Origin of the sequence: Pseudoalteromonas sp. APM04 (assembly GCF_022809815.1) — a bacterium.
Taxonomy (GTDB): Bacteria; Pseudomonadota; Gammaproteobacteria; order Enterobacterales; family Alteromonadaceae; genus Pseudoalteromonas; species Pseudoalteromonas marina.
In genome coordinates this window covers 1,977,564-1,989,742 of record NZ_CP094441.1, presented here as the reverse complement: position 1 = coordinate 1,989,742, position 12,179 = coordinate 1,977,564, and the positions used below count along the sequence as shown (strand labels likewise).

At 39.2% G+C, this 12,179-nt stretch carries 10 protein-coding genes and 1 pseudogene; 10 read left to right on the top strand and 1 reads right to left on the bottom strand.

Features of this window, described 5'->3' with window-relative positions:
- Positions 1 to 3: 3 nt before the first annotated feature.
- The gene (locus MTP24_RS09265) at positions 4 to 480 is read left to right on the top strand and encodes a hypothetical protein (protein ID WP_243530796.1); all 477 of its coding nucleotides are present in this window, start codon (positions 4 to 6) and stop codon (positions 478 to 480) included.
- Between the two features lie 264 nt (positions 481 to 744).
- Here MTP24_RS09265 and MTP24_RS09260 read toward each other — a convergent pair whose 3' ends face one another.
- A complete protein-coding gene (locus MTP24_RS09260) occupies positions 745 to 1,899 on the bottom strand; it encodes an IS110 family transposase (RefSeq protein WP_138740772.1) in 1,155 nt (384 codons plus the stop codon).
- Between the two features lie 107 nt (positions 1,900 to 2,006).
- On the opposite strand from MTP24_RS09260, the pseudogene MTP24_RS09255 reads away from it, so the two are divergent.
- The 9 genes and pseudogenes from MTP24_RS09255 to MTP24_RS09215 all read left to right on the top strand — a co-directional run.
- Positions 2,007 to 2,282: pseudogene (locus MTP24_RS09255) on the top strand (acyltransferase); the annotation flags it as partial.
- Position 2,283: 1 nt separating this feature from the next.
- Entirely contained in the window at positions 2,284 to 3,417 is a 1,134-nt protein-coding gene (locus tag MTP24_RS09250; RefSeq protein WP_243530794.1) for a glycosyltransferase, read from the top strand.
- 231 nt (positions 3,418 to 3,648) lie between these two features.
- The gene (locus MTP24_RS09245; RefSeq protein ID WP_008131305.1) at positions 3,649 to 5,142 is read left to right on the top strand and encodes a GNVR domain-containing protein; all 1,494 of its coding nucleotides are present in this window, start codon (positions 3,649 to 3,651) and stop codon (positions 5,140 to 5,142) included.
- A gap of 1 nt (position 5,143) precedes the next feature.
- On the top strand, positions 5,144 to 6,220 hold the full coding sequence (locus MTP24_RS09240) for a glycosyltransferase (protein WP_243530791.1): 1,077 nt from the start codon (positions 5,144 to 5,146) through the stop codon (positions 6,218 to 6,220).
- Between the two features lie 10 nt (positions 6,221 to 6,230).
- Positions 6,231 to 8,036: a sugar transferase gene (locus MTP24_RS09235; RefSeq protein ID WP_243530789.1), complete on the top strand. Its 1,806-nt coding sequence runs from the start codon at positions 6,231 to 6,233 to the stop codon at positions 8,034 to 8,036.
- Positions 8,037 to 8,204: 168 nt separating this feature from the next.
- Positions 8,205 to 8,513 (top strand): STAS domain-containing protein, encoded by a 309-nt coding sequence (locus MTP24_RS09230; RefSeq protein WP_243530787.1) that lies wholly within the window; start codon positions 8,205 to 8,207, stop codon positions 8,511 to 8,513.
- A gap of 18 nt (positions 8,514 to 8,531) precedes the next feature.
- Positions 8,532 to 9,386, top strand: coding sequence for an OmpA family protein (locus tag MTP24_RS09225; protein WP_008131311.1), 855 nt, complete (start codon positions 8,532 to 8,534; stop codon positions 9,384 to 9,386).
- A gap of 3 nt (positions 9,387 to 9,389) precedes the next feature.
- Complete coding sequence (locus MTP24_RS09220; RefSeq protein ID WP_243530785.1) at positions 9,390 to 11,471, top strand: SLBB domain-containing protein; 2,082 nt, start codon at positions 9,390 to 9,392, stop codon at positions 11,469 to 11,471.
- Entirely contained in the window at positions 11,468 to 12,172 is a 705-nt protein-coding gene (locus MTP24_RS09215; RefSeq protein ID WP_243530783.1) for an AAA family ATPase, read from the top strand. Before MTP24_RS09220 ends, MTP24_RS09215 begins: the two co-directional genes overlap by 4 nt.
- Positions 12,173 to 12,179 lie beyond the last annotated feature (7 nt).

Sequence of the window (12,179 nt, the reverse complement as noted above, 5' to 3'; positions counted from 1 at the left end):
ACTATGATCATACACGTTAAACATTGGCTTAAATGTAGCCCTCATCCTTTTGCAAAATCACTTTTTCAATTTGCAAAAACGATTCGCAATCCACAAATGATTGTTATCCCGTTTTTTCATTCATTGCTTTATTTTGTTCATCAATTTTTAAAACAATTTATACACGAATTTTTACGTATAATTTATTTTACGCCCCTTTTCAAAAGCCAAATTAAAGGCAGTAAAAAGCAGCTTTATTTATATTCAGGTATGCCACAAGTGCTGGGTGAGCTTAATGTTGTGTGTAAAGACAGCGTGAGAATGTCGGGTATTTCTACCTTTTGCGGGCGGGTAGGAGGGCAAACAACACCCACTCTAACCATTGGTAACAATGTTGACATTGGTTGGCAAAATGCGTTTTCGGTAGGACGTACCATAACCCTTGAAGACGACGTTGGTATGACTCCCATTGTCAAGTTAAACGCACTGATCCTTGCCTAACTTTTTAAGCCATAATTATTTTAGCTCGAATTAGAGCGAGTTAATACATAGGATGAAGCAAGTAATGTCGTCGGTTATCTTGCTGATATTCGTTGGTTATTACTATTTCTAGTAACAGAGCAGACCTTACTTATTTCGTCGTGGCACCTGTCTTCAGTCTATGTTCGTGGTTCAATGCAGCGTTAGCTGCATTGCCATCCTAACGCCGTCGGTGGTTGTGCCACACCCGATGCTTGATCCCATGCATTAACTCTAATTCTTTTATCATGCGGGTACTCTTGCCAATCTAAGTTTTTTATTCACTGGCGTAAGCACCACTTCTCTTGCAATAGCCCATATGTACGCAATCATTTCTCGGGCAATGGCGGTAACAACCAGATTGTAGTGTTTCCCTTTGGCTATCATTTTTTTATAGCGTTTGCAGAGCCTAATCTGTGCTTTCCACGCAATATCAATAATGTCCTTTGGTAAACCTTCTTGTCGTTTTTGCATATCTGTGGATATATTTGCTGCATAGCGATAAGTATGTGCACCTTCCACAAGAAGGCGCCTTGCTCGGCCGTTCCCGCATTTTGTGATGGCGCCAATATGGCGTTTGCCACCACTCGAGTGTTCACTGGGTACAAGACCGAGATAACTCATTAATTTGCGGGGATGGTCGAAACGCGATAAATCGCCAAGCTCAGCAACAACGCCAGTGGCGACCAACAAACGGACACCACGCATAGCTTGTATTGCTTTTACTACAGGATAATAACGCCACTGGTGAACGTGGTGTGTTAGTTCATTATCTAGCCGCTCAAGTCGGCTTATTCGTTCGGTAATTGTGTGTAAAAATTCTTGTAAGACGATGTGCTGAGCGGGGTGTGGCAACACAAGCTCAGTGAGCCAACGTAAATGTTTTTGTGACCAATTCGCAGTGCCTTTGTAATTAATATTATTGCGAAGCAGCAGCGCCTTTAATTGATATTTGGCATCTTTTAAATCCTTCATGGCTACTTCGCGTGCACGAGATAAATCACGTACAGCTTCATCTTCAGGCTCAGGAACATAGATAGGTGTTAAATCTTCAGACTTAAGTAATTTAGCAAGCTTAAGGGCATCACGTTTATCGGTTTTAATTTTCTCACCAGGTTTTTTAGGAATAAGAGAAGGTGCAACCACATAACAGCAATGGCCAAGGCTGGTAATTAATCGGTAAATCCAATAACCACATGGGCCAGCTTCATAAACAAAATGAAGTGTTGCGCCAGGGTATTTCGATTCGAACTGGCGAACAAGCTTTTGAACGGCCATTTTGGAAGACGAAACTCGGCCAAGATGAACAGGTTGCGCACCTCTATGTTCTTCAATATAGGCAACTTCATTGAATTCTTTATGTGTATCAAGACCGATAAAAAGTATGCTATGTTTATTCATGTTAGCCTCTGCTGTTTAGTTAATTGACAAACTAATTATGGCTCTGGCTTTGAATTAAGCTAACCCACGAAAGCGGAGGCTAACACCGTGTGGGAGTCATTATGTCTAGGTTAGCAGGGCGTGTATTTTTAGCGGGTTTTCCTGGCCACCCGGTTGATTGTGAACGAAGAGCGCAGGGGCAAAGTGATGATGAAAACCAAATTGGCGACATTATTATAAAGCGCGGAGCATGGCTTGGCACCGGAGTGACCGTGCTTGGAGGCGTTACCATAGGTGAAGGGGCGATTATTGGCGCAGGTAGTGTTGTGACTAAAAACATACCCGCCTTTAGTATTGCTGCGGGCAATCCAGCAAAAGTAGTTAAATACATAAAGGAATCATAATATGAGATTTGTTGTTTTTGCAGAGGATTGGGCAAGCCACCCGAGCAGCACACAGCACTTATTTGCTGAACTGGCTAAACATCATGAAGTACATTGGGTTAATTCAATTGGTATGCGAAAGCCAAGCCTTAAATTAAACGATTTAAAACGTGTGTTTAATAAATTAAAACAATTGTTTAGCGACACAACTAGCGCAACGATTGAAACGCCAGAAGCATTGCATGTTTACAAGCTCCCCGTATTGCCTTGGCATGACAACGCATTAGTAAAACGTTTCAATAAGTGGGTGTATTCTCAATACTTTAAAAATATTGATGATGAGCCTGTTACTTACTGGTTAAGCGTGCCCACAGCCGAATATTTAATTACAAAACAAAAACGCGATAAGTTAATTTATTACTGCGGTGACGACTTTAGTGCATTGGCCGGCGTTGATGCGTCACTTGTTGCCCCTTGTGAAAATAGCTTGATACAAAACGCTGATTTAATTTATGTCATCAGTGCGTTTTTAATGAACAAAATGCCTAAGCACAAAACAAAAATGTTAAGCCATGGTGTTAGTTACGATTTGTTCACCTCTAAAAGTGAAATTGCACCAGAGATAAGCCACTTAAATGGCCCCATTATTGGTTTCTATGGCAGTATTAATGCCTGGTTAGATATCGCATTACTCACTGCGTTAGTCGCGCAGCGACCCAGTTATCAGTTAGTGCTTGTTGGCGATATTGTGGGGCCTACAGCGCAGTTGCTGCAATTTAAAAATGTAACGCACATTCCTGCAATTGAGCATGCTCGGTTAGCGAGTTTTTCTACACATTGGAACGTGTCTGTTTTACCGTTTGTTAATAACGAGCAAATTAGAGCGTGTGACCCATTAAAGCTTAAAGAATATTTAGCGGCAGGAAAGCCTATTGTTGCTACCGATTTTCCCGCAGTAAAACAATATCAAACAGAAATTTTTATTGGCAAAACGCATGATCAATTTATTAATAAAATTGATGAAGCCGTTAGTTTAAACACCATTGAGCGCAGCACCCTAAAATTATCGCAACAACAATTAGCAAAGAACCACAGTTGGGAGTCAAAAGCGCTAAAAGTGCAACAAGACTTATCTATTTTAAATCACGCTGTGTAGCGTGATTTTTTAAACCAACAACCTCTAACATGTCATTTAATTAGGCCTTTGAGAGCTGAGTCTCAAAAGCGTGATCCCCGCTAATAAACTGCTTAATTTTATTAAATTCACAACAGTTGGCGCACCCTGTGCAACACCTTATGTATAGCGCGATATTTGCAGTTTAAATTATTAATTTGCAAACAAACGCCACATTTCGCATAGCAATATGCAAATAGATAGGTAGGGATTATGTTAGTTAGAGAGCAAATAAAACGATTACTTTACTTAACCTTGTACGCTGTATACACACGTGCAAAGTTATTTGTGATCCCACTTTTAGTGGTGCCTTTTGTCATTATATTGCTCACAGTGACTGCACAAAAAAAATATATCAATCATGCCACTATTTTAATAGAGGAGTCAGCATTACTTAACCCGTATCTTGATGATTTATCTTTTTCATTTGATTTATCTAATCGGATGGCAGCACTTCGTACACTCGTTATAAGCAGGAAGGTACTTATTGCAGTAGCAAAAGAAACGCAATTAGTGCCAGAAAATGCGACGCCTGCGCAAATAGAAAAAATTCACCAAGAGTTATCTCAGGCATTGTCTTTGTCGTTGGTAGGGGATGAGCTGGTACGGGTTAATTTTATATGGCATGAGCAAAGTAAAATGAAATTAGTGCTTGAAAAAGTAGTCGAGAAGTTTATAGAACGTTTACTTGCGCCCACCCGAGCATCGCTTGATAGCTCTGAGCAGTTTTTTTATCAGCAGCTGAACAGCATTCGTGATGAGCTTGAATTATCTGAAGAGGCACTTGCTGCCTTTAAATCAACAAACAGCAATACCTTGCCGGCGGTGCTGCACAGTAACCGACAAACGTTTGATAAATTATTGAGCGATCAACAACAAAAAACAATTGTACTGTCGGGTGCGCAAGCAAAATTAAAAGCACTGGCTACTAAAATGGGCCAAGCAAACCCAATTTTAGGGCGCATTGAAGAAAAAATTATTGTTGCGGAGTCAGAGTTAAGCTTTTTAAAAACACGATATACCGAAAAACACAGTAAGGTTATTTCAAAAAAACGAGAGCTACAAAGTATACGTAATCGCCAGCAATCACTATTAGAGAGCGCAGAAGACTTAGACCCCACCAATATTGAACAGCTATGGCAAATGGCAAATACACTGCCTAGTGGTAAAGACAATGAAAGCAGTGTTCTGGTTTCGCAAATTCTAAAATTAGAAGAGGCCAAAAATGAAGTAGCTCAACACCAACAAGAGTACGACATGCTAGAGCAACAAGTAAAACTCGTTGGTGAAAGGCTATTAGTAACCAGTGATGTAGAAAAGCAGTTAAGAAAACTAGAGCGAGATTACGATGTTAAACAATCGCTTTATAAAGATATGTTAAGCCGTTATGAAATGGCAAAAGTGACAGGCAAATTGGTTAAGTACGAAGGGCCAGATAAAGTAAAAACCATTGAACGCGCATACAGTCCAACGCAGCCAATTAATACGTCGTTAGTCGCATCCATTATTGTGGGTATTATTTTAGGTGTGTTTACAAGTAGCACGATAGTGTTTGTAGCGACCTTGTTTGACAGCCATTTAAAAGATATTCAAACCATAGAAAAACTATCTTCTTTAGAGGTAGTTACCATTTTACCTATTGTTAAAAATACACCTGTAGATTTGGTGTTTAGCTCAGCGATTAACTCTATTGAACAGGGGAAATAATATGAACGTTTTACATCTAGTTCAGCACTTTAAAATAGGTGGCCTTGAAAAAATGGCCGTCACGCTAATGCAAAAAAGTCAATTTGCAGACTCAAGTGTGGCTGTATCACTTGAAGGAACGTTGGACGAGGCTGTTGAAGGTTGGCCACAATTAGCGTCGTTTGAAGGGCGGTTAATTTGTCTAAATAAGCCTGCAAACTTTGATATGAATACGGTAAGTAAACTGACCGAGGTTATTAAAAAGTTCAATATTGATGTAATACACAGCCATCACATAGGGCCAATGCTTTATGCAAGTATGGCATGTATACGCAATAGACGCGTTAAGCATGTATCGACTATTCATGACGCCTGGTATTTAAAAAGTTTTAAGCAGCGTTTAATTACTAAAGTGCTTAACAAATTGACAAAAATTAGTTGGGTTGCTGATGCACAGGTAGTCGCTAACGATTTTTATAACGAAACAGCTATTCAAACCGATAAAACAATACTCAATGGTATCGATTTTAAACAATTTGTTTGCGGGGATGAACCAAACGCCCGTAAAGAACTGCACTTACCGCAAGATATTAACTTAGTTGGCTGTTCAGCACGGCTAGAGCCAGGTAAAGGGCACTTTGCATTATTAAGAATTCTTAATTCATTGCCCATTTATACAGAACTTGTATTTGCTGGTAGCGGTAGTTTACATACTGAATTGCTGGATTATGCCACTAAGCTTGGCATTAAAGATCGCGTTCATTTTTTAGGTAATGTACAAAATATGCCGCTATTTTATTCAGCAATTAATGTGATGTGTCTGTATTCGCAGCGTGAAGGGTTACCGCTATCTATTTTGGAATCAATGGCGTGCGGAAAAAGCATTGTTGCCACCGATGTAGGCGGAATTAAGGAGGTAATAACCAGCGAGCAAGGCGTGCTCGTAAAGCCTGGCGATGAGGTTGGGCTCAAAAAAGCGCTGATTGAAGCCATTTATATAAAACATGGAGAGTGTATTCGTCAGCACGTATTTTCAATCGCAAGTGCTACAAAAATGAGTGCAGAGTACGACCACTTTTACAACGGTATTACATCGTGAGGAAAATATAATGACTTATTTATTAATAATATTAGCGGTGTTAATTGCGTTAGTTATATACCACCACGTGGGCTATGTAGCACTTTTAAAGTTATTTAGTCATGGTAAGCGTAAGCGATTAATTAGTGCAAAGAATACCAAAGCAACCACCCATTTTGGTATTTTGATTTGTGCCTACAATGAGCAAGATCACATTAAAGAAAAGTTACATAATTTGGGCGCCATGCTTTACAGCACAGATATGTATGCGATTCATGTATACCTTGATGGTTGTACAGACAAAACATACGAAGAGGCTATGCTTGCCCAGGCTCATTTAGCAACACAACACGTTGAGTGCCATTTGCACTTTAATAAGCATAATTGTGGCAAAGCACATGGTATTAACGAATTAATTAAGCTAACCAAAACGAATTACGATGTTTTATTATTTACTGATGTAAGCGCGTTATTAAGTATTGATGTACTGACTAATATTGATGCTGATTTTAAAGATAAAAAAATTAATGTTATTACCGGGGTGTATGTTTTAGATGAACATGCCACACAAGAGCAAAAGCATTACTGGCAATATCAAAACAACGTTAAAAGTATGGAGTCATCTTTAGGGGCGGTGATTGGTGTGCCAGGTGCGATGTTTGCCATTCGTTCACAGTACACAGATTTACTGGATGAAAGTGCCATTAACGACGACTTTATTTTATCAATGAACGCATTAAAAAATGGCGGTAAAGCAATTGTAGATAAAAACATTAATATTGTTGAAAGAGAGTGTGATGAACAAAGTCACGACTATGCAAGACGCGTAAGGTTAGGCGCAGGTAATTGGCAGCAAATAAAGGTGCTGTTAACGCTTTTTAACCCTAAGTTGGGCTGGGTGAGTTTTAACTTTATTTCGCACAAAGTACTACGGGGTATTATGCCGTTGTTACTGGCTTTAATTTATGTTTTGGTTTTTTTAATGGCGCTGTTTTCAAATGTTATGCTGGCAAAATTAGTCTGTGGGGCTATTGCGTTACTTCATGGTATTGAACTGACTAAAAAGGTTTTTAATATCACGACTAAAATACCTGTTGTAGATAAGGTTAACTATATTCTTAATGCCTATTTTTTAGCGTTATGGGGCATTATTAAATATGAAAAAGGCGATTACAAAAGCCACTGGCAGCGTGTGCATACAGGCAATAGCGAACAAACCGGTACCATTAAGTGTGTTAAACGCGGTATTGATATATTTGGCTCCGCTTTAGGTTTAATTGTGTTGTCGCCTGTTATGTTATTGGTTGCACTAACAATAAAGCTAACTTCACGCGGGCCTGTGTTATTTAATCAGCTTAGAGTGGGTGAGAGCAGTGACAGCTTTGTTGCATTGTTTAATGTGCTTAAATTTCGTTCTATGGTTGTAGATGCTGAAGTAAAAAGCGGTGCAGTATGGGCATCTAAGGACGATCCTAGAATAACGCCAGTGGGTAGGTTTATTCGTAAAACACGGCTAGATGAATTACCGCAGCTGTGGAATGTGTTAGTAGGGGATATGTCACTGATTGGGCCGCGCCCAGAACGCCCCGTATTTTATTCAAAACTAGAAAAAGACATTCCTTATTTTTCACAACGCACTTATGGCATAAAACCGGGTATTTCAGGGCTTGCACAAGTTATGAATGGTTACGATGAAAGCATTGATGATGCAAGAAACAAAATAGGCTGGGATTATGCCTATATGCTAAGTACGTCATCACCTCGCAGCTGGTGTTACATGGAATTGACCATACTATTTAAAACCCTTGTTGTTATTTTTACTGGTAAAGGCCAGTAATCATGCATTGCATAATGCAATAGGATGTTTCAGTCTTAATTGCATTATGCTCTAACTTCCCTTTCAACTATGTACTCTCCATTAAAACCTATTAATTATCAGTGATTTAAAGTTGGTTCGTTTCTTGTATTAGTAATAGAGAACTTTACTCACTAATAGGTAACTACCATGACTAATTTAGCCAATTCACAAGAACAAACCGTAATTTCGCTTCCTGCTGATTTTTCAGGCTTTACCGTAGACGGATTTAAAGATGAATTTGAGGGGTTGGTGGGAACAGACACTAATTTTATTATTTTAGACTTTTCAAAAACAGAGTTTATAGATTCGTCTGGTATTGGCGCAATTGTGTTTTTATATAAACGAATTGAAAAGAGAAACCATCAACTTTCTTTACTTAATGTGACGGGTCAGCCTTTCAAGTTAATGAACTTATTAAGAGTAGATAAAACAATTCCATTTATTGATTCAATCTAACAGTTTAAGGAGAGGGATATGAAAGCACACATTTTTATTATCATTACTTTATTTTTAAGTGGGTGTGCTTCTTGGCCTGATGAAGGACAAGGAGGTTGGGCAGAAAAGTACCAAAACTACCCGTTAGATGATGAGCAAAAAGATTTAAATTACACACAGCCCGAAGAGGTGGTTCGCAGTGAATTTGAGCACTTAGTGCTAAAGCTTGAGCTGTTAAAGTCTCAAGACATTAAAGCTTGTATGCCTGCACAATTGTTAAAAGCACAAATATACGAAAACCGTATTCGCAGACTTATTGCAGCTCAAATGTGGGAAGATGCAGAACACGACTTACTTATTCATTATCATGGGCTTAACCAGTTAACGCAGCATTTTGATACTGTACAGCAGTTAACTCAATGTGCGGTGGTTAAAGAAGATAAACCTGCTTTATTTAGCGTTAAAAAGCAAATTACCGATTTACTCAATAGTGATAATCAATTTGCGTTCAAGGCGTTTGAGATCACACCTAAATACGCAGTCAGGCTTGCTCAAGCAGCTGATTTAGTTAAAGAGCTTGAAAGCATTTCTATATTGCTAGTCGGTCATACCGACTCGATGGGAGAAATGGCCAGCAACTATGAACTTGCTTTAAAACGCGCTGAAACGGTTAAGCATTGGTTAGTGGTTTATGGTGTGCCAGTGCAAAGTATTACAACGCTTACTCAGGGCAGCTTAAAACCTTACAGCGATGAGCCACAAACCGACTCAGTGCGTCATTCAGACCGCCGTGTAGAGGCCATAGTACTTGACGCCAACACCAATAATTTACAGGACAATAAAGCTAAATCGTTAGTGAGTTGGACCAAAATTATTAAAAGTAAGCAGGAGTAAGTTATGAGATATTTATTAACAATCGCATTATTACTTTTTTCGTTTCATGCTTTCTCAGCGACTAACGCTGATGACGATACGGTGCAGGTAGGCAATAAATTATTTTTGTATATTCCTGGAGAAGTCGATTTTGATAAAACCTTTGAAGTTGACAACAAAGGGCAAATTAATTTGCCCGAGGTTGGGCAATTTGTTGTAGCTAACAAAACTATTTCACAAGTTGAGCTAGAGCTTACTCCAGTGTTAGGTGGCTTATTTGTAGCAATGGATGACTTTTATATAGAGATACGTAGCAGAGATATTTTTATTAATGTTATGGGCTACGTTAATACGCCATCGCAAGTGAGTATTCCTGCAGATGGTAATATCCAAATGGTGATTTCGAAAGCAGACGGTTTAAGACCCGGGGCTCAGTTAGATAGATTGCAAATAAGACGTGGCGAAGAAATTATTGAGTTTGATTACAAAGCGTACCTAGATTCGGGCAATATTAGCTTATTACCTGCGCTTAAAAGCCAAGATACCGTATTTGTGCCCGTTTCACCGTTACTGGGTAATGTACAAATAGACTTTGATGCCCAAACACTCAGTGCAACTGGAGATGCCAACGACGGTAATGCGGTCACTATTTTAGGCGAAGTACATAACCCGGGAAGTTTTTCATACAAAGAAGAAATGACTATTTTAGATGCGCTTATGCGCGCTGAAGGGGTTACGCGTTATGCCGATGTTACTAAAATTAGGGTGATTGTAGATAAATCGCCGGTTATTTTTGATTTAAAAGCGTATTTAGATAAACCATCAGGTAGCACTATGCAGTTATTGCAGCCGGGTTCGACAGTCTATGTGCCTATTATGGTTGATGATGTAAACACGACTTCTCGTACCGTTTATATTATGGGTGAGGTTCAAAAACCAGGTGCTTATGAAGCGGCAGACAGTACCAACTTTTTGGATATTTTAGCGAATGCTGGTGGCCCAACTCGATTTGCTGAAACCCGCCATATAAAAATATTAACACCAGAAGGGGAAAGCATTTTATTTGATTTACAAGGCTACAGTGAAGGGATGGTAACCACAAAAGTGCCCGACTTAAACCCAGGCGATGTTATTTTTGTTCCAGAAAAAACAGACGTCAATGAAAAAAGCTGGCTTAAAATTCCGACCAAACGCGCCATTAAAATAATTGGTGCTATTACTTCTCCGGGCAGGTATGAGTGGAGTGATGAAATGGACTTTACCGATTTATTAGCACACGCTGGCGGACCTACCAAAGGCGCTAATATCAACGATATAAAAATACTTAGAAACGGTGATGTAACCCAGCGTTTCGACCTTGAAAAATACACCATAACAGACGGTGAAACACCATTGCCAAACCTAGTGGCCGGAGACACTGTCATTGTAGAGGAACTCCCCGTTGACCCTGCTGATAATAAATCGCAGTGGATACGCCAAGAGTCAAGCAAGTCTATTTATATTATGGGGCAGGTTGGTTCACCTGGGCGCTATTCGTTCAACGAAAACATGCATTTTATTGATATTTTAGCGGCTGCTGATGGCCCAACAGGGACTGCAGATATTCGTAATATTAGAGTAACTCACAGAAACGGTAATAGAGCTAAAGTGAGTAAGTTAGATTTAGCGATGTACTTTGAAACCGGTGACGAAACATTATTTCCTAATGTATTACCAGGAGACACTATTTTTGTTCCAGAAAAAAATAAAGACTGGCTACGCACACCTAAAGAACGCGTAGTACGCATTATGGGGGCGGTGCAAAAGCCTGGTAGATATAACTTTGACGACACAATGAGCATTTTAGATGTATTAGCTGAGGCCGGCGGCCCTTCAAACTCTGCACTCATTGATAAAATAGTTGTGGTTAATCATTCTTGTTGTAAAGAGCAATCAAGAGTGTTTGATTTAGAAGCCTTTATTAAATCGCCAAACTCAGCAAATATTCCAGTACTTAGAGCAGGGGATACCTTATATGTTCCTGACAAAGGGCAAGATTTACTAAGCCAGTTTAAAGAAAATTTCCTGGATGTAATTACCATACTTGCGTTAGTGGTGGGCTTATGAAATTAATACCAAGTCAATATCATGAGTTAGAAGTGATATGTAATACCATGATTGATAACGATGCGCGATGCGTTACATTTATATCTTTATGTGGGGCTGAGGGGGCATCTACCGCATGTGTGAGCGTTGCAAAACGCTTACAAAGCCAAAATAAGTCGGTGCTTATCATTGATTTAAACCCAATTAATACATTTAACTCAGACGATAAGCTACCCGATACGTGCAGCCCGTGGCGCTTTGATGATATTTCATGCCAGTTAGGTGTTACCAATTACCAAGAAGTAAATTTGCTCACTATCAAACATTTAACAGCCATTGAGCCAGCTAAAAACAAGCATGTGTTAAATGACGCGATTGCTCGCTTAAAACAAGAGTATGACTATATTTTAATAGATATGTCGCCGGCATTAAAACTAAACAGAAACAATGTACCGCTTCATTCACTAAGTTTGTGCAGTGAATTAACCTTTGTAGCCGTGGCACTTGGTGTAAATGACGAGGAGTCATTATGCAAAGGTATAAAAGAGCTAAAGCAAGCCGGTCATAGCAATATTAAATTACTAATAAGCCAACATAACTTTGCTCCACTGGGGGAGCGTATTATTAGTGTTTTAAATAAGCATAAAAACAAATGGCCTAAATTATGTAACAACCTTAAGTCGAAAATTAATAAACAAAGGTGGTTGTTCGAACACCACTAAGGGCAAT

Coding starts and splice junctions, on each gene's coding strand:
- MTP24_RS09260 (WP_138740772.1), bottom strand. CDS start 1,899: ATGAATAAACATAGCATACTTTTTATCGGTCTTGATACACATAAAGAA.
- MTP24_RS09215 (WP_243530783.1), top strand. CDS start 11,468: ATGAAATTAATACCAAGTCAATATCATGAGTTAGAAGTGATATGTAAT.
- MTP24_RS09235 (WP_243530789.1), top strand. CDS start 6,231: ATGACTTATTTATTAATAATATTAGCGGTGTTAATTGCGTTAGTTATA.
- MTP24_RS09240 (WP_243530791.1), top strand. CDS start 5,144: ATGAACGTTTTACATCTAGTTCAGCACTTTAAAATAGGTGGCCTTGAA.
- MTP24_RS09250 (WP_243530794.1), top strand. CDS start 2,284: ATGAGATTTGTTGTTTTTGCAGAGGATTGGGCAAGCCACCCGAGCAGC.
- MTP24_RS09265 (WP_243530796.1), top strand. CDS start 4: ATGATCATACACGTTAAACATTGGCTTAAATGTAGCCCTCATCCTTTT.
- MTP24_RS09245 (WP_008131305.1), top strand. CDS start 3,649: ATGTTAGTTAGAGAGCAAATAAAACGATTACTTTACTTAACCTTGTAC.
- MTP24_RS09220 (WP_243530785.1), top strand. CDS start 9,390: ATGAGATATTTATTAACAATCGCATTATTACTTTTTTCGTTTCATGCT.
- MTP24_RS09225 (WP_008131311.1), top strand. CDS start 8,532: ATGAAAGCACACATTTTTATTATCATTACTTTATTTTTAAGTGGGTGT.
- MTP24_RS09230 (WP_243530787.1), top strand. CDS start 8,205: ATGACTAATTTAGCCAATTCACAAGAACAAACCGTAATTTCGCTTCCT.